20 protein-coding genes are annotated in these 19,846 nt (G+C 47.0%); 12 read left to right on the top strand and 8 right to left on the bottom strand.

The features are described 5' to 3' along the window. Positions 1–236 precede the first annotated feature (236 nt). Both IEX74_RS21745 and IEX74_RS23405 read left to right on the top strand, forming a co-directional pair. On the top strand, positions 237–398 hold the full coding sequence (locus tag IEX74_RS21745; protein ID WP_188816199.1) for a hypothetical protein: 162 nt from the start codon (positions 237–239) through the stop codon (positions 396–398). Between the two features lie 11 nt (positions 399–409). Beyond that, positions 410–532: a hypothetical protein gene (locus IEX74_RS23405; RefSeq protein ID WP_262892053.1), complete on the top strand. Its 123-nt coding sequence runs from the start codon at positions 410–412 to the stop codon at positions 530–532. Positions 533–1,278: 746 nt separating this feature from the next. Here the strand turns inward: IEX74_RS23405 and IEX74_RS21740 are convergent. From IEX74_RS21740 to IEX74_RS21725, 4 genes are all read right to left on the bottom strand, one after another. Next, complete coding sequence (locus tag IEX74_RS21740; RefSeq protein WP_188816198.1) at positions 1,279–2,235, bottom strand: hypothetical protein; 957 nt, start codon at positions 2,233–2,235, stop codon at positions 1,279–1,281. A 252-nt stretch (positions 2,236–2,487) separates the two neighbouring features. Further along, positions 2,488–2,802: a hypothetical protein gene (locus tag IEX74_RS21735; protein WP_188816197.1), complete on the bottom strand. Its 315-nt coding sequence runs from the start codon at positions 2,800–2,802 to the stop codon at positions 2,488–2,490. Between the two features lie 116 nt (positions 2,803–2,918). After that, positions 2,919–3,812, bottom strand: coding sequence for an ArdC family protein (locus tag IEX74_RS21730; RefSeq protein WP_188816196.1), 894 nt, complete (start codon positions 3,810–3,812; stop codon positions 2,919–2,921). A gap of 573 nt (positions 3,813–4,385) precedes the next feature. Then, positions 4,386–5,003 (bottom strand): porin family protein, encoded by a 618-nt coding sequence (locus tag IEX74_RS21725; protein ID WP_188816195.1) that lies wholly within the window; start codon positions 5,001–5,003, stop codon positions 4,386–4,388. 393 nt (positions 5,004–5,396) lie between these two features. On the opposite strand from IEX74_RS21725, the gene IEX74_RS21720 reads away from it, so the two are divergent. After that, positions 5,397–5,555, top strand: a complete 159-nt coding sequence (locus tag IEX74_RS21720) for a hypothetical protein (RefSeq protein WP_188816194.1) — start codon at positions 5,397–5,399, stop codon at positions 5,553–5,555. Positions 5,556–5,814: 259 nt separating this feature from the next. Here the strand turns inward: IEX74_RS21720 and IEX74_RS21715 are convergent, their stop codons facing one another. Together IEX74_RS21715 and IEX74_RS21710 are read right to left on the bottom strand one after the other, a co-directional pair. Continuing rightward, the gene (locus IEX74_RS21715) at positions 5,815–6,405 is read right to left on the bottom strand and encodes a hypothetical protein (RefSeq protein WP_188816193.1); all 591 of its coding nucleotides are present in this window, start codon (positions 6,403–6,405) and stop codon (positions 5,815–5,817) included. Between the two features lie 154 nt (positions 6,406–6,559). Then, positions 6,560–7,231, bottom strand: coding sequence for a recombinase family protein (locus IEX74_RS21710; RefSeq protein WP_188816192.1), 672 nt, complete (start codon positions 7,229–7,231; stop codon positions 6,560–6,562). Positions 7,232–7,907: 676 nt separating this feature from the next. On the opposite strand from IEX74_RS21710, the gene IEX74_RS21705 reads away from it, so the two are divergent. Beyond that, positions 7,908–8,897, top strand: coding sequence for an IS110 family RNA-guided transposase (locus IEX74_RS21705; protein ID WP_188816191.1), 990 nt, complete (start codon positions 7,908–7,910; stop codon positions 8,895–8,897). Between the two features lie 173 nt (positions 8,898–9,070). Here IEX74_RS21705 and IEX74_RS21700 read toward each other — a convergent pair whose 3' ends face one another. After that, positions 9,071–10,003 (bottom strand): hypothetical protein, encoded by a 933-nt coding sequence (locus tag IEX74_RS21700; protein ID WP_188816190.1) that lies wholly within the window; start codon positions 10,001–10,003, stop codon positions 9,071–9,073. Positions 10,004–10,196: 193 nt separating this feature from the next. On the opposite strand from IEX74_RS21700, the gene IEX74_RS21695 reads away from it, so the two are divergent. The 6 genes from IEX74_RS21695 to IEX74_RS21670 all read left to right on the top strand — a co-directional run bounded on the left by IEX74_RS21695 (position 10,197) and on the right by IEX74_RS21670 (position 17,081). Further along, on the top strand, positions 10,197–10,499 hold the full coding sequence (locus tag IEX74_RS21695; RefSeq protein ID WP_188816189.1) for a hypothetical protein: 303 nt from the start codon (positions 10,197–10,199) through the stop codon (positions 10,497–10,499). 272 nt (positions 10,500–10,771) lie between these two features. After that, entirely contained in the window at positions 10,772–11,140 is a 369-nt protein-coding gene (locus IEX74_RS23550) for an integrase core domain-containing protein (RefSeq protein ID WP_188816188.1), read from the top strand. 17 nt (positions 11,141–11,157) lie between these two features. After that, on the top strand, positions 11,158–11,961 hold the full coding sequence (locus IEX74_RS21685) for a hypothetical protein (RefSeq protein ID WP_188816187.1): 804 nt from the start codon (positions 11,158–11,160) through the stop codon (positions 11,959–11,961). 964 nt (positions 11,962–12,925) lie between these two features. Beyond that, positions 12,926–13,903, top strand: coding sequence for an AAA family ATPase (locus tag IEX74_RS21680; RefSeq protein ID WP_188816186.1), 978 nt, complete (start codon positions 12,926–12,928; stop codon positions 13,901–13,903). After that, positions 13,904–16,441, top strand: a complete 2,538-nt coding sequence (locus IEX74_RS21675) for a S8 family peptidase (protein WP_188816185.1) — start codon at positions 13,904–13,906, stop codon at positions 16,439–16,441. A gap of 373 nt (positions 16,442–16,814) precedes the next feature. Then, positions 16,815–17,081, top strand: a complete 267-nt coding sequence (locus IEX74_RS21670; RefSeq protein WP_188816184.1) for a hypothetical protein — start codon at positions 16,815–16,817, stop codon at positions 17,079–17,081. 272 nt (positions 17,082–17,353) lie between these two features. Here the strand turns inward: IEX74_RS21670 and IEX74_RS21665 are convergent, their stop codons facing one another. Continuing rightward, complete coding sequence (locus tag IEX74_RS21665) at positions 17,354–17,527, bottom strand: hypothetical protein (RefSeq protein WP_188816183.1); 174 nt, start codon at positions 17,525–17,527, stop codon at positions 17,354–17,356. A 257-nt stretch (positions 17,528–17,784) separates the two neighbouring features. Between IEX74_RS21665 and IEX74_RS21660 the strand changes: the two genes are divergently transcribed. Both IEX74_RS21660 and cap12 read left to right on the top strand, forming a co-directional pair. Beyond that, positions 17,785–18,849: a nucleotidyltransferase-like protein gene (locus IEX74_RS21660; RefSeq protein ID WP_229755411.1), complete on the top strand. Its 1,065-nt coding sequence runs from the start codon at positions 17,785–17,787 to the stop codon at positions 18,847–18,849. Positions 18,850–18,861: 12 nt separating this feature from the next. After that, positions 18,862–19,830, top strand: a complete 969-nt coding sequence (cap12, locus tag IEX74_RS21655) for a CBASS system CD-NTase-associated NAD(+) hydrolase Cap12 (protein WP_188816182.1) — start codon at positions 18,862–18,864, stop codon at positions 19,828–19,830. Positions 19,831–19,846: the final 16 nt, after the last annotated feature.

The following is a 19,846-nucleotide window of genomic DNA, read 5'->3' as shown; positions in this document are numbered from 1 at the left end:
ATGTACAACGAACCCAGCTTTCTTGAAAAGATGCTTACGCGGCTCGCCCTGGCTGGCGTCGCTGGCGGGGCTGTGCTGCTACTCAAGGCCTGCGGCGTGATGCCCTAACAGAGAAGTTGATGCGTGCAACGGCTGCCATTGCAACGCAATCCAGCAGCACCAGAAGCCAAATAGTCGAACTAATTTTTGCTGTTTGTGTAGATTAGGTAATCCTTAGGCGCTTATTCACTTCAGCTATGCGCACGTTCCTCATTATCCTGGTTACCGCGATCTTCCTGTACAGTCCCTATGGCCCCAGCTGGGGCCGCGACGTGGTGAATATGACCATCGTTCTTGCCATCTTCGGCACCATCGGCAAGAACATGCCTCGGCGCCGTTATCACCACGACCACGATTAACCTCCGGACCCATGCTCGCCACCTTCGACCCACTTGTCTTTGTAAAAATCACGTTGGGCTCGTTTATGCTGGGGTACATCGGCTGCATGGTGCTCCAGGGAGTCTTTGGTTTTCGTATTGGCCGGCGTAAGTAATTACTTGCCCTCAACCTGAAGCCAAGTGCGGCACGTCATACAATCCGTGCACCGCATCTTGAGCTCGGTTACTCCCTCAGACCTGTCTAGTACTTCCTCATGGGTGTGCAGCGTGTCATCTTGGCACGTCTCGCAGTACAGCAGCTCTGCATTGGCAAGACTATCCTCTAAAAAGTGTAGCTCGTCCGCTTCCATGGGTGCTGCTTTTGCTGTTACCAAAAGTAAGAAGTTTTGCCAGCCGCCGCGCCCCTAGTTTGCGCAGCCCTTTCTTCCCGTTTCGGGCGATTTGCCGACGCTTCCGATCGTGCCCATATTTCCTTTCTGTGGCACGCGCCCTTTTCGATTGATGACTTTATCGTATGATGGTACGCGCGTTCAACCTGCGTAAGCTATGCCTCAAACTCGGGTGGTTTCGCTCGATTATCCCGCCTGAACATCACTCTAAAAGCTAATTTTCTTTCTCTTGGGTGTGGTCGTTGTGGTGCTATTCTTAAGATTCTATTTTCTCTCTATAAGGAGTAGGTGAACGAAAACCGACAGATCAAGGAACGAAAACCGACACAGACGGTGAATGAAAACCGACAGAGGTGAACGAAAACCGACAGACTAGTGAACTAAAGCCGACAGTAAGTGAATGAAAACCGACAGGGAGGTGAATGAAAACCGACAGCATAAAAAGGCATAAAAAAGACCATCCCGCGTATAGCAAAATGGACTTTTTTGGACTACTGAAAACGGCCTTTACGCTAGTTTGCGTGTAGATTTTGGGCTAGGTTCTGTAGGCGCGGCTGTCCTACTTGCTGCTGCTGCTCTTGGTGCTGTTGCTCAGTGGCCATGCGCATCTGCTCGCCTTCCTCTGCACGCTGGGTGGCCTTCTTGGTTAGGATTACCTGGTAGGCATCTGGTCGGCTGCCGTCTTGCTGCCGGCGTGCATTCTGGGTGGTTACCTTTTCAATGCGAGCCGTGAAGGGGATGCTCGCTAAAGTGCAAACTCGCTCTAGGTAGCCGCGAAGTAAGCTGGCTGCTTTCTTAGGCGGCGTTTTCACAAAGCCTGCTATCTCCAGCAGCTCTTCAAAGTTCTCGGTGAACTCAGCTTTGGCTTTGTTCTCGGCTGTGCACCATAAGCCCCAGGCGTAACGCATCCGCAGGTATAAGAAGCGGCCTACCGTCCAACTACTTCCTTCTTTGGAATGCTCAGTGCCGGCCGTGCGCAAGCTCACGTAGTCCGGAACACTAATGGCTTGGCTGAGCAGGTGGTTGTTCTGCACGAAGTCAGGGTTTGCCTGCATCGTATAGCGCACGTAAGCCCGCTGGCTGCGCTCGATGGTGAGTCCCTTGAACACTTTTAGTGACGTGAGGGTATAGCGCGTGCGGCGACGCTCGTCGACAACGCGGTACTCCTTTTCACTGTAGGCAATCGAGTTGGTGGACATGCTGTAGAGCACAGCATCTAGGATGCAACGGCCGTATTCTTTGCGGTGCTTCTCCCGATATGCAAAGATGGCTTCACCACCTGGCGTTAAGGGCTTGAGTACACTATTGCGCCGATGGCCAAAGAGGTTGTAAAAGTCGGCGGCGTGAAAGATGAGGGTAGGCGTGGGAATTAACAGGTCCAACCGCTCCCGAAAATTGGGCACGTAGGTTTCTCTTGCCGCCCACACGAGTAAGTCAATTGCGAGGCTCCCGTAGGGTCCAAATTGCAATACCTCGTTAGGATACCTGCATATGTTAGAATCCAGGTAGATTTTTTCTACATTTGTCATGCGAATACTTAATACTTAGCGGGAGTCCTTGGTTGCACAGGGGCTCCCGCAGTGTTTTTATGCCAGCCAGCTAATTCTCAGCGGCCTGCTATTGACTTCTGAAAGGTAGCATTTTTGCTCAGATTGTTTTCAATATGATAACAAAACAGTTTTGAGCCTACCTAGCCAAAGGATAGGAATCACAAGCAAAGCCTAGCTTTCCTGCTTGGGTTTACGAGGGTAGTACTTCCGTCCTGTAGCCTGTTTTACAGCTTCTTCTCGCTCCTGGGCGGCTTGCTCATCCTGCGCTACTTGCTCCAGTACTACCGCCATCACCTTTTTGATAGGTTTTTCGATGAGCAGCGCCAGCACCATTAAATCATTAACGGTAAAAAGCGAAGGATCTGCTTCTAGGCGTTTCAGCTTCGTGTGGCTTATGCCCAGCACCTTCATAAAGTCGCGGTCAGTGAATTTATTGCCTTCGCGTAGCAGCTCAGTGAAGGTTGGCGGGGGCGTTGTGCTATCCATACGAGACGAAAGTAGTAGAACGGGCTGTTCCATGAAGCATGTATCAATAAACAAAAGGGAAGAAAAGAGCCCGTAAGAAAGCCCCACCTGTAGCGGCCGGGGCTTTCTCGTGGCTTCTATACTGTGGCTTTCGTAGCTACGCCTAGGATTAGATTTGCGGCTTTCTGAGCGTGGCTGGCAGCTTTTACCAGCAGGGTCTTATCGGCTTTCAACCGACCGAGCCAAAACTGAAGGTAAGCGGCCGTATTATCGTCAGTGGCCTCGGGGCTGATACCAGCGGCACCACAGAGGAAAGCGGCACCCATTTCGGCAGTCAGTTCTTCCCGCGCATAGCCTTCGGCTCCTTTCACGGCCATGTTCTCGGCCAGGTCGGAACGGTTTAGGCGCTGCCGGTGGCCGGTGGCGTGGGTCAACTCGTGAAAGAGCGTCTGATAGTATTGCTCAGCCGAACGGAAGCTGCTGAACAACGGCATGTTCACGTAGTCGGTCGAAGGTACATAGTACGCCTGTTGGTCCATATGCGTGATGCGGGGCCGGTCGACCCAGCTCGTCACAATGGCTTCCGCTGCTGTGATGGGCTCCTGCTCAACTGCGGCAAACTCAGGCACCACCAACTCGATGCCTTCCACGTCGTCAATGTTAAACACGGTGCAGTACTTCACGAAGGGGGTTTTCTTCGTCGTACCTTCCTCAGTCTCCTTCTCGACCACGTTGTAGAAAATGATCGGGAAGCCCTTCGCACCCTTGCGAATGTGCCCGCCTAGGTCTTGAGCTTGACGGAAGGTCATGAACAGCGGCAGTCCTTCGCTGAGGAAATGCAGCAGGAAGGCATTGATGCCGGTGTATACGTGGCCGGTCACGTAGTTGCGCGGAGCACCTAGCGAGTGCCAAGGCTTCTGCCACGGAATTTCACCGCCTTCCATCTTGGCGATGATGCGGTCAGTGATGACCTGATACGCGTCGGCTGTTGCAGGGCCGGCGCTGGTGGAGGTGTTGCGAATACCTGTCATAAAAGTGAGCTTTAGAAAAGAGCTTTGTTGCTCTCTCTATACTCTAAAGATAACACTTTGTTTTCAAAATGAAAACAAAGTGATGTGTATTTTTACTGTTTCCCCAGTAAATACGCTCTCAACTGCTTGATAATTAACTTTCACAACAACCTCCAGAAAACCTACTATAGAAAATGCAGGCGCTCTTTTTCTTCCCCTTTATTTGATCGATATGTTTCTATAACATTTTCTAAACGTGCGTGGCTGTTGCAGAACTCGGAGCAGCAGACTGTAAGCACTTCGACCAACCGGCACAGCACGTAAAATGGTTGGTGTAAGTGGCTTTTTACCTCGCTTTTCAAGTCGACTAAGCAAGGTAAAAAGCCACTCCCTTGAGTTTTGCAACAGCCACAGTTCTTTTCTGAACACCTAGAGCACTTGCACAAACGCCCCCGAAAACGCAGGTTTTCGGGGGCGTTTGCAATTAGGTAATTCGAACAACTGAATGTCGTCTAGGCAAGAAGTAGTGCCTACGTGGTAGTTATAGATCCAAATGTTGAAGCCCTGATTGAGCCATAACGAGCAGCCCGTCGCTTAGCCTTTTTGCGAACGCGAGCTGCCGAAGGTATAGCCGACATACCCGGCTAAGACGCCGCTAGAAGTGTAGCGTCCGCTACTAACCGTATAACGGACACCCACCTGCGGGCCGGAACCCCAGGCATAACCCAGGCCCGCTGTGGCCCCTAGGGAGAACTTAAACTCCGAGTGTTCCTCCACAGAGTAGGCTCTATCTTGCCCGTTGAAGTTAGTCTCATTGGTACGGTTGGCGAGAAAATAACCCACCTGGGGGCCGACTTCCGCAAAGAAGCCCTGCTGGGAGAAACGGACAAGTAAGGGCAGCTCTAGATACTGATCCCGCTCGCGTAGGCGCTTGGGCTTGTTCTCGATGGAAAAGCCCCGCTGCAAATAGACCAGTTCGGGTTGGAACGCGAAGTGGGTGCTGCGCCGGATAGGCATACTCAGGTTCACGCCCCCATAAAAGCCAGCAATGCTCTGCGCTTTCGTTTGGTAGGCAGACTCGAGGTTCTGGCGCCGATTGCCCAGTACCTGGGAGCGGCTGCCCCCCACCTTGAGCCCTAACTTCACGCCTTGCGCGGCGACGGGCAATGACCAAATGCTTGTGCAGACACTAAGCAGCAAGATGGTTCTCATAATGATAGAAGTGACGAATAGTGAGCAGAATAGATTATAGCGATTCAACGATGAACGTTGCTGTTTCGTGTAGGCTTACCCTGTGCCAAAAAACATCTTTTTCGGCACAGGGTAAGCCGCTCAAAAAAGGGAGGCGAAAAAAGTCTCTAAAAACGGCGTTTGCAGCTTATTCTCGCGGTATCTAAAACTGCGTAGAAACCGTTCGTGGCTGTTGCAGAACGCTTATACTCGCTCGATAGGAGGGCACCTTGGATGCAGAGGCAGACACAAAGCAGCTTCCCCCAGGTTTATAGTGCTGATTCGACTGCTGAGGATAGTGCGGGAGATCCTGTGCTGCGTTCTGCAACAGCCACGTGCGTTTGGAAAACGTTATACGCCGTACTTTGCGGCCCCATGAGCCTCCCCCGTTACGTTCCCTACTACCGCGTCTCCACCCAGCGGCAAGGCCAATCCGGCCTCGGCCTGGAAGCCCAGCAAGCGGCTGTTCGGGCGTTCGTGCCCGATCCCGCACAATTACTCCCGGCCTTTACGGAAGTGGAGAGCGGCAGCTAGAACCAGCTGCCCCAGCTGCTGGCCACTATCGCGGCCGCCCGGGAGCAGTGGGCCACGCTGCTCATTGCCAAGCTCGACCGGCTGAGCCGTCAGAAGGGTAACACCCCTTGCCGGGCATTGCCCCCGAACTACTGCTGAGCCGACTCAGCTTCTCCCACTTTGTAGAATTGAATTGCTGACGCTGGATCAGCCGTTGCCGCGGCGCTTTGAGGAGTTAACATAGACCACGCCGGCGAGTCGCCGGTGGCGGGCGTACTCGTCAAGCGTTGTTAGGACTCGGGGGATACAACTGCGCCAGCAAGTGCCGGCGCTTTGCCCCATCTTGTTCCCCGTGCAACTGCCGGTGTAGGTCGCTAAACTGCTGCGCGCTGGTGCGGAATTCCGCGGTGCTCGTCAGCTCGCCTAACCACTCGGCCACGTCCTGTAGGGTAGCGGGACTGCCCAGCGTGGCAAAGTAGCGCGCATACGCCTCAGCGGCCAGCGGGGCGTTTTCCCAGGCTTCCACGGGCGGGGCGGGCGCGCCCAGAAAGCGCGCCAGCAACTGCCTATCGGCCCGAAAGGTCGCGGTGGCTTGGCGGGCCGCTTCCAGGAGCTTGCCCTGCTTACAGAGAATAATGGTGGCCTCGAAGAGGAAGTCGGCAAAGCCCGCGTCGGTGGGAAAGTTGCGCCAAAACCAGCGCAGATAGGTCAGCCCGCCTGCGAAGTCGGCGAGCTGCACGTAGTAGCGGGTGGGCAGGTAGCGCAAGCCCCGGCTATCATCATAGCCGCCGAACTTACGCTTCTCCGCGGCCAGGGTACGGCGGATAGCACTGATTTGGCGGCGGAGTCGGTCGGCTTGTTTGGGGGTCATACGAGCAGGCCCCAGCGGAACGCCTCGCCAGGGTCGGCGCAAGATAGCCTCTTTCAGCGCCCGTCGTTGAGGTGGCACGCCGGGGCGAACGAGCGGCAATCCGGTCCCGGGCCGGGTAGCGGGGGCCAAGCGGTCCGGCTTACCCCAGGGGGAGCTAACCGGGGGTGGGGACCTTGGCCCGCAGGTACAAGCGTTTGACCTGCTCGGCGCGAAACGCCTTGCCGGTGCGGGTGAGAAAGCGCAGGGCATTGAGCCGCTCCGCAATCTGGGAGTAGTTGAGGCCTTTCTCGCGCAACAGCAGGATGTGCGCGGCCGCCCGCTCGTTATGCTCATGGGCGTGTGCCTGCGCCTGGCTCCGGTCCCGGCCCTTCTGCGTGGCCGCCGGCGTGAGGTTGGCCGGCGTGCCCAGCTGCGCGCCCTGCGCTTTCTTCGCAGCGAGGGCGGCCTTCGTGCGCTGGGAAATGAGTTCGCGCTCGTGCTGGGCGAGCACGGCGAAGATGCCGACGGTGAGGGTATTGGCATCGGGCATGTCGCAGCAGACGAAGTCCACGCCCGCGTCGCGCAGGGCGAAGATGAATCCCGCATTCCGGGACAAGCGGTCGAGCTTGGCAATGAGCAGCGTCGCGCCCTTGGCCTTCGCCAGGGCCATGGCCGCCTGGAGCTGGGGCCGCTCGTTCTTCTTGCCGGATTCCACTTCGACAAACTCCCCTAGTAAGTGGGCCGCCTGGGTGAACGTCCCCACCGCGACCCGCTGGGCTTCGAGGCCGAGGCCGGACTGGCCTTGCTTCTGGGTGGAGACGCGCAGGTAGGCGACGTAGGATTTCATAGAGACCGGGAAGTTTAGGCAAAAGTAGCCCAAATTTCGCGCATTTCACAGTCGTTAAACGGTCGTTCAACGACTGTGAAATGAAATTTACCCCTCTGTTAGCTTAGTTAGACTGACTTCCCGAGGGCCTCTTTTTTAAGCCGGCGTTTATCCTATGTTCGCCTATCTGCCGTATTTGCGGCGACTGAGCAGGAAAGAGGAGAGTAAGATTCAGGCGTTTGGGAGCCGTCGAGCTCGTATTACATGTAATGATACAAGCTCGACTGTAGCCTTCCTGAACCTAATTTAGTAGCTCGTGTAGCATTTGTTAAGCGACTGTGCCTGGAACAACGTGCCTGCTCAACAGCTGCTACGCGACCGATGAGCGCCGGCTCGGTACGGCCTAGGTTGGGCAGTGGGGCAGTGGGGAGGAATGATAGGCTCGTTGGACACTTTACTGGGACCGTTTGTCCTATGTTTGCCTACCTGCCGTACTTGCGGCGCTAAGCAGGAAAAGAGGGGAGTAAGATTCATCCGTTTGGGAGCCGTCGAGCTCGTATTTTATGAGAATCCCTCCTCTTTTCTAGCGCTACTTTGGACCGTTCCATGAGGCCATTGAGCCTGTATTAGGATAATAAAGATGCCCTAGAAGTCCTTCTTACTGATCGCTCCTTTCACTTCGTTCTTCTCGCTAGGTATGGATCCGCAACTTCCTCTTCCCGTCGTGGGCATTGACATTAGCAAAGCGACGCTCGCCGTGTGCTACCAAGTAAATCAGCAGGTCAAGCACCTGGAAGTCAGCAATAACAAAGCGGGCTTTCAGCAGCTGGTGAAGACCTGTGGTGCGCAGTGCTTGTTTGTGATGGAAGCCACCGGCGCCTACTACTTAGCCCTAGCCTACTACCTGCATGAGCAGGGTGGGCAAGTGGCAGTGATGAACCCGTTGATCATTCGCCGCTTTATTCAGATGCATTTGAGCAAAGGCAAGAGCGACCGCAAAGATGCCCAGTGGCTGTTGCGTTACGGCCAGCAGCAAGCCGTGAAAATCTGGCAACCGGACGAGCAAGTACTCGTGGAGTGTCGGCAGTTGGAGCAAGTCACCGAGCAGCTACTTAAGCAGAAAACCATGGTCAGTAACTCGTTAGAGGCGCTGCAGCAACAACCTGTGATCAGCAAGACCGCCTTGAAGCAGCTGCAACAAACCCTAACAGCTTTGACCCACCAGGTAGAAGCCGTAGAAGCCGAACTGCTGACCTTGCTCGAGCAGCGTTTCCAGGCGGAGATGACGTTGCTGCGCTCCATTCCCGGGATCGGGCGTAAGACGGCGGGCATGCTTCTGTTGTTTGCCGGCGGCTTCCGTCGCTTCGATAACTATCGCCAGCTCATCGCTTTGGCTGGCCTCTCCCCGCGCGAACACACGTCCGGCACCAGTGTGCGGGGGAAAGTGCGCATCACCAAAATGGGTGGTGGCTTGATCCGAGGCAAACTCTTCATGTGCAGCTTCGCGGCCAAGAAGAGAAATACAGCCTGTAAAGCCTTGTACGACCGGCTCGTGGCCAAAGGCAAGAACGGGAAAGTGGCCCTGATTGCCGTCTGCAACAAACTACTCAAGCAAGCCTTTGCCATTGTGAAGTCTGGCCAACCTTATCAAGCCAATTTTACCTCAAAACTTGCCCTCAACCCTTGACTTTCAACACCGTTCATAAAATGTCCAAGCACCGTTTACAACCTTTAATCTATACCTAACTATACCTATTTATGATACTTCAAGCTTTCAGCGTAAGGCCTTCCACTATTCAAAAATCCTGCACTGATTACCAACTTAGTAGAGGAGCAAGCTTACTGATCATCCTTTGCCCTTTACTTAGGGTAACTATTTAAAAACTTGCGTACTCTCTGCTCCCAAGTATCTGTATGAGGTATTCTTTTAATCATCAAATCATTAGCAATTATTTCTTGCTTATCCTTTACAATGATAGCCTCGTGTCCTTGCTCGTTGAAGAAATAGGTAGCATTATCCCGTTTGATAGATTCAGCAGCTACTATGCCTTTGTCCTTGAAGATGAAAGCGTAATAGCCAGTTAATCCCATACCGCCTTGACGGATTACTGGGTTAAACTCCTTAAATAGCTCCAAGCGGTGTAGCAATGGCTTAAGCTCTTGTTCAGGAGCATGCCGTTCAGCTATTCGCATAAGAGCATCAAAGTTGTCCTTGTCAGCCAAGTTACCAGGAGGCAATATCTCATCATCAAAGGACCTCTCGTATTTATATAGAGGGCTTAGATTCGTTCGATAAAGGTCGATTGTGCCGAAAATTTCAAGAAAAACATTCATTACATGAGTGTTCTTCATGTTGTTAGCAGGCGTATTGTCAAAGATGAGCAACGGTGAAAACACCGTATTCTCTCCATTAACGTCTTGCTTAAACTCTAAAGCAATATCGTACTTATGCTTTAGCTCTTTCTTATACACCTCATAGATCCGGTCATACTGCACACGAGTATTATCTTTCTTCCTAATATAGTCGATGTGCCTGGTAACCTCATGCTTCTCTTCTGGTTGAGTACGCCCATATTTGCCATTGATGTTATTTTTAGTATTAGGCCCTTTAGCTAGGGGCACCTTAACATCTCCCGGCTTGGCTGTATCAAGGCCAAACTTTTTTAGGTCTAACCGGCTAACTAGATCTGGAGTAAGCGGTACTCCTATATAGAACTGCTCTTCCAAAGTCAAATAGCCTGATAAAATGCTCTCAGACTTCAGCACACGGGCTTTTTGTATATGTTGGGGCATATATTTCGTTTACTACTCTATGCATCGTGCGTAAAGCATTCATTAACAAACAAAACAAAGACCAAATAATTAGGTAGACTTTATTGAGAATATTTAGAAGTCAATTATTATCATACTACCTTGAATACCTAAGAATAAACGTCTATGGGCATTCGATTTTAGCAAGAGCATACTCAAAACAGCCACTCATAGTATGGGATACAATTTCAAACGGTCTGACCTGAAGTTTGACTATAAATGGACCGCAAAAGCAGAGGGCGATAACGCTAAGATCACAGGCTTTCCTGACAACTTTCTGCTAGACAGAAATGAAGGCTATGAGGTACTGCCCTTTATCAAACGTTATGTTGAAAAACGTAAATGGGTAGACGCTAACAAAAAAGCCGTTGAACCCAGCATAGCTACTGGGCAGAAGGTAGAACAACTGATTCACAAGTGCCCCAGTGACAAACGCAGTCACAAGAATATAGAAGCTTGGATTCAGGTCAATTGGTAAACGTATAGACTACACATTTACTAAGCATACATTAGAACATGGCAGTCTATTGCATCTCTTATGACCTTAACAAGCAAGGTCAGGACTACAAGGCTTTTTACGACGAGATCAAAAGAACAGACTGCTTACATATTTTGGATTCTACTTGGCTAATCTCGACTACGCAGTTGTGAGACAGGTTGTGCCAAAGAATGGATGACAATCGACCGCTACTCGCGCAAAGTGGTCGGATTTGGTGCCTCCGATGAGGCACGTAGGACGTGCGCGAGGCCATGCCCGAAGACTTGATTAGCGAGGCCCTGCGCCGGCCCGCGCCTGAGCTTGTCGTGCATTCCGACCAAGGTAGCCAGTACTCCGCCACCAACTTCAAAGCCTTAGTGGCACGCTACGAGGCAGTTCAGGGCATGAGCCACCTCGGTAACTGCTATAATAACGCGCACGCCAAGTCATTTTGGAGTCGGCTTAAAATCGAATTGCTCGCTAGCAGTAGCTTTGCGAATCTCGCCGAAATCCGACAGGAAATCAGTCACTATCTGGTCTGTTACAACGCTGAACGACGGCATTCGGCGCTCGGCTATCTCGCCCCAACCACTTCGAAACCCATTTTCAAACTAGGTCCCAACTCTGTGCGGCATAGTTAGACCATCTCACATAACACATGAGCGAGACTACCCAACCAACCTCGGTTAGTATATTAACTCAAATCAGGGACAATCTACCACTTGCTACTTTACTCTTGTTGATAATCTGCCAAATAAGATTAATAGTGTTTTACAAGGTATTTGGGGTGACCATAACCGAATATATTGAGGTAACAGAGGTTTTGTCTTTATTGTCAGATTACTTACTTTCTATATCTGCAATAATTATAATCATCATGGGTATTATGATGTTTACAGATAGGATAGCTGATAATCTACTACGTAAATGGAATACTCCTAAGTTGTTACTCAATACATGGTTGAGCAGTAAGTTGTTGTCAACCTTGTTCTTTATTGGAACTTTGTTTGGATATATTTGCGTATGTTGGTACTTTAATACATGGTTGATGTTATTTACTATATTAACTATTACAATTATATCCATATCCAGTGCTTTTTTAGTTAATAAAATTATGAAAGCCTTTGCTAAACAGGGATATGGAATTGAGATTGATAAGTTTAATAATGAATTAAAAAGAATATTGGATACTTCATTCATATTAATAATACTTGCTTGTTTTAACATTCTTATAGCTGTAATTGATGCACAAGCATTGAAGGAAAAGTCGGGATACCAACGTATGGTAATTGAATATGATAACAAATTAATTAGAGCCAGTGCTACATCACATTATATTTATTTGGGTCGAACAAAAAACTATACTTTCTTCTATAATAAGCAAACTGAACGTGCTCACTCCTATCCGAACTCCGGAATTAAAAGAATTTATATGAAGAATGCATATAAACTCTTGGATTGATTTCTTACTTTTTAGGGTCACCTGTATTTACAACTGTTAAACATTTCAGAAAACCCTCTTGGTATTCGGAAATGTTTTTTTACATACCTACGGGCACATTCGCTTCAGCATTCGGGTGCCGATGGGTGGTAGCGGACTGCTACCATAAAACTTGGGCCGCGAGCCGTCTACTTGGCTTAACGTAATAATGGCTAACCCTGGGTACACGAACACCAGCAGTATGGTAAAGTGAATGCCCTACGTTTTGCGCATGCCACGAGGTAGCATAATCAACATTAAAATAAGACCAACAATGGGCTCCTCAATTACAATCCAAATTGGATTATTCTCTCCAACGTAGTTCGGCTCTTGGTATTCCACTTTGTTAATCCATTCTTCGTCAATTGTATTACTGGAAGGCATCAAAAAGTGTGGAGCGATACCACTTTGAGTCAAGAAGCTATTCGCTCCATTTCCAGTCTAGACCAATTGGAAAATAGGATTGCCCCACACTTTTTGATGCTCTCAATAATGGAGACATGCTTTCCTGCCCACCTATACGCTTAACGCCTGCTTTGAACCACTACCGAATAGTTAGTTATTGTGGCTAAGATTTTTAGCGTTTTCTGCTGTAAAGACGTTACTTTTAGCTCTTTTGTTATGTTAATGTGCTTAGAGCAAGCGGTGAAGTTACATCAACATTCATGTTGTCGGAACGAGACCATCTTGGTTAAATAACACTTTGATAACCAACATGTTCATAGGAGTAGTTGGGGTAACTAAAAGCTTTCTTCTATTCTTAATCAATGTAGCTTGTCTTTTAAACAGCTGTAGACTGATGTTACGCGGCACCTGCCTAAAAATGCTGTAAACAAGCTTTTGCGGTTTGCCTGAAGGCCCTTCCAGCAAACTGACGCAGGTGGCGCGTAACATCAGTTATAGACTTGAGTCGGCATGTTACAAATTCAAGAGTTAAGTTTGTGTCATGGCAGCAGCGGATCAAATAAAAAATTTAATAGCCTCCTTCGGAGATGGAGATGAAGGGCGCTTCTTTGCTACAGCCATGCAAATTGCTGCTTCTGAGGCACGGCAAGGCCATACTAGTTTTGCTCAAGAGTTAAAAAAAATAATTGAAAAAGCTAAAAAAGAAAGATCGCTCTCCTTCTTAGAGTCAAATAAAACTATATCAATTTCAGCTCCTAAACGTGAGCTAAACGAGCTGATAGAAGTATTTCAGCCCAAGATCAAGTTAGATGATATGGTGCTTAACGATTCGGTGAAATACGACTTGGATCGACTAGTTAAAGAGCAAAAAAAGTGGGAAATTCTTAGAAAACATAATCTGAGCCCTAGAAGAAAGATTTTGCTTATCGGCGGGCCGGGCACTGGAAAAACAATGACTGCTCAAGCTCTTGCAGGGGAGTTAGGTATTGCTGTTTATATTATTCGTCTTGATGGATTAATATCGAAATTTATGGGTGAATCTATAGTTAAGCTCAGGTTGATTTTTGACGCGATGAATGACCACCGAGCAGTGTATTTATTCGATGAATTTGACTCAATTGGTTCAGACAGAAGCCAGGGTCAAGACGTAGGAGAAATAAGACGCGTTCTCAATAGCTTTTTGATTAATATAGAGAAAGATCAAAGTAATAGCATTATTGTGGCGGCGACGAACTTGCCAGATAGCCTAGACAAAGCATTGTTCAGGCGTTTTGATGATGTGATTCACTATCCCTTACCAGGTAAAGACCAAATTATTGAAATAATCAAGCGGAGTACCAGGGGTTTTTCTTTTAACCAACGAGCCAATTATCAAAAATTAGCTGAAATGGCTTTTGGGTTAAATTATTCAGTTATCACTAAGGTTTGTCAAGATGCATTAAAGGAAATGATCCTTAATGGGGATGAAAAATTGAGTTTGACGTATTTCAAACAATCGCTTGAAAAAAGAACTTCATAAATGGCTAAAAATAGAATTAAGCCGCATATCCTTGTTAATGGGTATGCGGATATTTTTTTATATAAATACCCGGGTAGAAGACCTATAGCCAAAGATCCAAAAGCTCAGAATAGAATCATTCACGGAAATAAGCTTTTGCAGGAGCTACAATCTGTTCGTAATCAAATTGACGTAAATAATAATGTCGTACTAGCACATGAATTTGTTCGTGACGATATTATTTATGTAGATTTTGCATCAGAATGGGGGTTCGAGCTGAAATTTGAAAGCCTCGATCAAGATAAGTATGATCCAGCTTTTCAAATATTAAATATTCGTGAAGAGAAGAGAGTTGTTGGTATTGATAGCGAGGAATCTCGCTATCATGCCACTTTGGTGATGACCAAAGGTGGAGTTGGGCAGTTTATAAAGAAAGTCGAGAAGTATTTAACTGAGAACGGTAGAACCAGAGAAGGAGAAGATAACGGCAAACCCAAAAATTATGCTCTGATTAATAACATCCATAATATTCAACTCGCTACACTCAAGTCATTTTGGACTGATGAGCCCGAAATTCCATTTCCTGAGGCAAGTGAGAGTATATGGTGGGAAGTCTGGTTTAGACGGACTAGAGATAATGAGAATATCAGTAGGATTCTGCAGAATCTTAGAGCTTCAGACGTTCAGATCGGACAGTCAGAATTGCTATTTGCAGAACATCGTGTTCGTTTAATAAAAGGCACGGCGGCTCAACTATCGCGCTCACTACTCTTGTTAGATAGTTTGGCTGAGCTTCGCAAGCCGCAAGAGCTAGCAGACTTCTTAATTCACAAAGACGATAGCAGTAGCTCAACCGGACACAATGAATGGCTAGAGGATCTAGGTAAGAGGACGCAGGCTTCTCTTGATGAGAACAGCGTCCTAGTTTGTTTATTGGATAGTGGGGTCAATAACGAACATCCTTTGCTTAAGCCCTTTCTCCCTGACGCACATCTTTACACTTATAATGATGCGTGGGGTACATATGATGGCTGGGACAATGGCGGGCATGGCACCGGCATAGCCGGTTTGGCTTTATATGGTGATCTAACTGATGCCGTTGCAACTCCTGCTCAGATACGAATTGCGCATGGGCTCGAATCATTCAAGATTGTTCAGCTGAGTGATCCTAACGATGTCGAGCTGTATGGCGCTGTTACAGAGTATGCCTGTAGCGTACCACTAATTGATAGAGCAAATACGCCTCGTGTATTTTGCATGACTATCACAGATAAGACACAAGCTTTCAAAGGCCGCCCTTCCGCTTGGTCTGCTGCAGTTGACAAGATTGCATTTGGTTCCTCTATGGATCCAATTGATCCACAGCTAATAATCGTTAGTAGCGGTAATACTGTTATCAATAATCTTGGTGAGCACCCGGATGTTAATTATATCGAGTCAATTCATGATCCTGGTCAAGCCTATAACTGTTTGACTGTTGGGGCATATACCAGGAAAGACAAGATAGACCAGAGCCAATGGCCAGGTTGGCGGGCATTGGCGCAACATGGGGCTATGGCTCCTTGTAACTCTACTTCTATTATCTGGGAACACCAGTGGCCTATCAAACCAGATATTGTAATGGAAGGAGGGAATCTTTCTACAAATGAGTATTTTGTGGTTAGTCATCCTTCTTTAAAAGTTCTGACTACCGACAAAGATTATCCAAGCGCAATTTTTTTGCCATTCGGTGACACAAGTGGTGCAGCTGCCTTAGCTGCTAAGATGGCGGCCGAATTAAGAACAGCATACCCCCAGTACTGGCCTGAAACAATTCGTGCGTTGATGGTGCATTCCGCCGAATGGACTTCGGCGATGCTAAATGGGCAACAGTTCGAGAGTCTGACGGAGAGGGCTCGAATAAACTTACTTCGGTCTGTTGGCTATGGCGTTCCTATACAGGAGAAGGCCATGTATAGCGCAGAGAATAGTTTGACATTGATTGCAGAGCGGGAAATCCAACCTTATCAGCTACAGGGTTCTATTGCAAAGTATAATGAATACCATCTATTTGCGCTGCCTTGGCCAGCTGACATTCTTGCTGATGAGCTATATGCCGAAGATGTAACTCTCAAGATTACACTCTCATATTTCATAGAACCCAACCCGGGAAGCAAGAACAAGAAATACGCTAGCAATTTCCAATATCATTCACATGGACTGGATTTCGCTGTCATCAAACCCGGTGAGGCCCTTAGAACATTCAAGCAAAGAATTTCTGCGGCATCAGAATCGCCCGAAGATGATATTGATACCCGCGATGAGCAATGGCTAATTAAGCGAGTGCGCTCAAGAGGCTCGGTCAAAAAAGACTTTATTGTAATGTCTGGTGCTGATATGGCTAGGAGAAATACCATAGCTGTGTATCCCAAAAACGGTTGGTATAAGAACCGAAAGAAACTAGGTAAGGCCAACTCTAAAGTGCGTTACAGTCTCATCGTAACCCTAGAAACCCCCACTACAGACGTTGACATCTACACTCCCGTGCAGATAAAGATTACGAATCTTATCCCGTCTTAGAAGTGGTGATCAGTCAACCTCGTTCTTGTTTTCGAGCAGGATGTTTAGTGTCTGTTTGATTTTATGTCTTGTCTGTCTCAAAAGAGGGACGTGGCTGTTGCAGAACCTTGTCTTGATTCTAGAAAGGCTATACTTAACCCTTCCCCAGGGTGGGCTTCTTCTTGCAAACGGGCAGATTTACACGCTAACCATGTAAATACTTGTATTACAGACTACTAGAGATCTAATTTACTTGTCTTATCAAAAAGGAAATCCTTCTTGATAAGCAAGGCATACCCGCTTGATTGCTTGGAACCGCCCTTTTTGAGCCAGTTTTCGAGCTACCCTTTTTGATAAAGTGCTGCCGAAGGGCTTAGCGTGTAAATCCGCCCTTTTGGAAGGAGTACCCCTGTTTGAGCCCAGCTCGCTCGAAGGCCAGACCCTCAATATCAGCGGGCTGCGTGACGGGCTAGGGCTGGCTCCCTTCCACGGCTCGGTGCTCAGCAAAAAGGGCGCCCCAACAGTGCCCTCTGGTCGCGGCCACACTAGCGCAGCCCCGCAGTGGGCCGCCTTGCCCTATCTACTTCTATTTGGCCTTCTTATAGCAGCGGGGGATAAAGTTACTTTAAGGACTTTATTGGCCATCAATGGCATTAATTGAAGTCGGCACTAGAACTTCGTTTTGAAATAGCTCATCTAGGTGGTTCAACAAGTCAGGCTCAAAAAGCAAAGTGCCTATTCTTTTCTGAACCGTCTTGTTGAACCGCATCTGGGAGATTATTGGGCTCAACTTTCTTCAATCTGTAGTAGCTCAATGAGTTGACTTTCTGGCCCTGCTTAGAAACAGCTTACAGTAATTTTACTCCCTCCCTGCTATAAGAAGGCCATTAAGCTATCACTTTCGCAGGTTCAACATCTGAGTATGGGGCCGACCTAGGAGGCGCTGAGCTCCGCGAAAACGGGGTAGGAGGTGAAGCGCTCGTAGACTATGCCCAGCTTAAGGTTTTTGTAGTACTGGTCGGCTTCCTCCCGAGTGGTGAAGGAGTACCTTTCTTCCTGCCCGGCGCCGGAGGCCCAAATGGTTACATAAAAGCGGACGTTTTTCATTGATGCTGAGGTAAATAATTGGTTGATGATGCTGCGAAGCTGGCAAGGGGAAGCAAGCCTGTCCAGCCTCGACGGGCCAATTATTTACCTCAGCATCAATGAAAAACGTCCCCTTGCGCAATGTCAAAGAGGGCTGTGCTAATCTTTATAGCATGGTTCAGAAAAAACTATAAATAATGATGGAAAAAAGTATGTATTACTACTATCTTTAGCAACCATTCTTCACTTATCAATATTCACATAAACCAATCATCAGTATGCCTCAAGATTATAAACTCTTGACAGAGAGCGTTAAAGACCGCATCAACCCTGACCATCTAGCTTTTCAGAGGTCTTTTGATGAAGAGCTTGGTACTTTATCCTACAGTGGTGACGTGCTGGTATATGTAAGACTAGCTATGAAAGGAGTGCCACCGGAATACACTAGAAGAAGTAGATTAGCTGGTGAGAGAGTGAAAGATCACTTGAGTTCGCTAACGAATGTTAGCTTCAGATATCAGGGGTCAGTGATGACCAACACCCATATTATAGCGAACAGTGACATTGACCTCTTAACTATTTCAGATAAGTTTTATTACTGGGATGCTAGCTCTGCTAAAAAAGCTATCAATGAGAATATTTATCCAGCATGGCAATCGGAAAAACTTAATAGAGAATTCAATTACTCGTCCTACACAGGTAATGTATTAGATGATTTACATAACCTTCGTATGGATTGCGAAAGGATTTTGTCTGATAAATACTCTGTGTGTAATATAGCAAAGCCTAAGTCTATTAAGATAAGAAATCTCGATCTGAAAAGAGATGTTGATGTTGTTATTGCAAACTACTACGATGATGTACTTGCTATTTTGAATGACAAAATAGCAGATTATCGAGGTATTCAAGTTTATAATAAGGATACTCGTACTCGTGGTATTCCTGACTATCCTTTTCTAAGTATTAGCAGGATAAACAGTAGAGGTGACGAAACTGTAGGTCGAATAAAAAAGATGATTCGTTTCCTGAAGAATTTAAAAGCTAAATCGAAGGCGGATATTATTTTGAGTAGCTTTGACTTTAATGCTATATGTTACGAGATAAATCCTGATTCTTATAAAAATCTTGCCTTCTATGAATTGGTACCAGTTCTCTATAGGCAAACAAAGAGCTTGTCGCAGAACAAATGGCATTCAGATTCACTAATGTCTGTGGATGGAAGGGAGCCAATATTTTTAAATAATCCAGAAAAACTGAGTAGTTTACAGGCGATACACTACGAAATATCAATAGTGTATAACGATCTGTTGAGTACAGGGAAATTAGGTAAGATCTACGTGTGATTTTTTAAACTCATGAAAAAAGAAGAAAAAAAGAAAGCAGGTACTCCAAAAAAGAGAATCTTCATAGGTTCTTCTACTAAGGAAGTGCAACTCGCTGAAATTGCAAAGAAGATTTTAGAGAAGGATTTTGATGTCACAATCTGGAATGACAGAATATGGGACACCGCTGTATTCAAGATAAATCAGAATTTCCTCTCGGATTTGATGAAAGCCTCACTCTTATATGACTGTGGAATATTGATAGGAACAACAGACGATAAGACTATATACAACGGTAAAATGGTTCTTCAACCTCGTGATAATGTATTATTTGAACTAGGCCTGTTTATGGGTAGATTAGGCCTCTCCAAATGTGCATTCTTGGTAGAAAAGGAGTTGAAAGTATTGACTGATTTGAATGGTATTTCTCTTGCTAGATTTGAAAAAGATAATATAGGTGAATTTGATGTCGCTGTTAAACAAATTAGAGACCTATTTTTGTCTAACGTTGATACCGAAATAAATTTTTTCCCTTCAGCAACATTGGCATCAACTTACTTTGAAAGCCTTGTTTTACCTATATGCAAACATGTGGTAGAAAACAATGGTTTTTTAGTAGATGATGAGTTGCATAAAGATTGTATGCTGAATATTATCATACCTGAAAAGATTAAACAGGATGTGAATATTCAATTTGAAAAGATGAAATCATCGGTAGAAACTAAAAGCGTATCTTTTAAATATGCTGGAAGACCTAGGTATATTAGTGTTGAAACTAAGATAAAGGAGGGAGTATTGGAGTTTATCGACTTTCCAACCATTCTAGGAGGAATAAATCACGCTATACAGAATTTGTTGCCAAATGATTTCAATACGCTGAGCAATGATTACGATTTGATTTTGGAGCGAGAGTTAAATAAATTTATATCTACTCTTAAACTCCTTATTTTAAGGAATGACTTTGATGATATGGTTCGTGTAAAAAGAACCATACAACAGTAATAATATACAAAAAGGG

Origin of the sequence: Hymenobacter cavernae (genome assembly GCF_014641455.1) — a bacterium.
GTDB classification, from domain to species: Bacteria; Bacteroidota; Bacteroidia; order Cytophagales; family Hymenobacteraceae; genus Hymenobacter; species Hymenobacter cavernae.
The sequence above is the reverse complement of the archived record's forward strand: the minus strand, read 5'-3'. Positions and strand labels throughout refer to the sequence as shown.

What these genes read in the sequence shown, in the direction of transcription:
- IEX74_RS21665 (WP_188816183.1), bottom strand. Translation starts at nt 17,527, where the DNA reads ATGAAAAACGTCCGCTTTTATGTAACCATTTGGGCCTCCGGCGCCGGG.
- IEX74_RS21705 (WP_188816191.1), top strand. Translation starts at nt 7,908, where the DNA reads ATGGATCCGCAACTTCCTCTTCCCGTCGTGGGCATTGACATTAGCAAA.
- IEX74_RS21710 (WP_188816192.1), bottom strand. Translation starts at nt 7,231, where the DNA reads ATGAAATCCTACGTCGCCTACCTGCGCGTCTCCACCCAGAAGCAAGGC.
- IEX74_RS21680 (WP_188816186.1), top strand. Translation starts at nt 12,926, where the DNA reads ATGGCAGCAGCGGATCAAATAAAAAATTTAATAGCCTCCTTCGGAGAT.
- IEX74_RS21695 (WP_188816189.1), top strand. Translation starts at nt 10,197, where the DNA reads ATGGGATACAATTTCAAACGGTCTGACCTGAAGTTTGACTATAAATGG.
- IEX74_RS23405 (WP_262892053.1), top strand. Translation starts at nt 410, where the DNA reads ATGCTCGCCACCTTCGACCCACTTGTCTTTGTAAAAATCACGTTGGGC.
- IEX74_RS21720 (WP_188816194.1), top strand. Translation starts at nt 5,397, where the DNA reads ATGAGCCTCCCCCGTTACGTTCCCTACTACCGCGTCTCCACCCAGCGG.
- IEX74_RS21725 (WP_188816195.1), bottom strand. Translation starts at nt 5,003, where the DNA reads ATGAGAACCATCTTGCTGCTTAGTGTCTGCACAAGCATTTGGTCATTG.
- IEX74_RS21735 (WP_188816197.1), bottom strand. Translation starts at nt 2,802, where the DNA reads ATGGATAGCACAACGCCCCCGCCAACCTTCACTGAGCTGCTACGCGAA.
- IEX74_RS21715 (WP_188816193.1), bottom strand. Translation starts at nt 6,405, where the DNA reads ATGACCCCCAAACAAGCCGACCGACTCCGCCGCCAAATCAGTGCTATC.
- IEX74_RS21745 (WP_188816199.1), top strand. Translation starts at nt 237, where the DNA reads ATGCGCACGTTCCTCATTATCCTGGTTACCGCGATCTTCCTGTACAGT.
- IEX74_RS21700 (WP_188816190.1), bottom strand. Translation starts at nt 10,003, where the DNA reads ATGCCCCAACATATACAAAAAGCCCGTGTGCTGAAGTCTGAGAGCATT.
- cap12 (WP_188816182.1), top strand. Translation starts at nt 18,862, where the DNA reads ATGAAAAAAGAAGAAAAAAAGAAAGCAGGTACTCCAAAAAAGAGAATC.
- IEX74_RS21685 (WP_188816187.1), top strand. Translation starts at nt 11,158, where the DNA reads ATGAGCGAGACTACCCAACCAACCTCGGTTAGTATATTAACTCAAATC.
- IEX74_RS23550 (WP_188816188.1), top strand. Translation starts at nt 10,772, where the DNA reads ATGCCCGAAGACTTGATTAGCGAGGCCCTGCGCCGGCCCGCGCCTGAG.
- IEX74_RS21730 (WP_188816196.1), bottom strand. Translation starts at nt 3,812, where the DNA reads ATGACAGGTATTCGCAACACCTCCACCAGCGCCGGCCCTGCAACAGCC.
- IEX74_RS21675 (WP_188816185.1), top strand. Translation starts at nt 13,904, where the DNA reads ATGGCTAAAAATAGAATTAAGCCGCATATCCTTGTTAATGGGTATGCG.
- IEX74_RS21660 (WP_229755411.1), top strand. Translation starts at nt 17,785, where the DNA reads ATGCCTCAAGATTATAAACTCTTGACAGAGAGCGTTAAAGACCGCATC.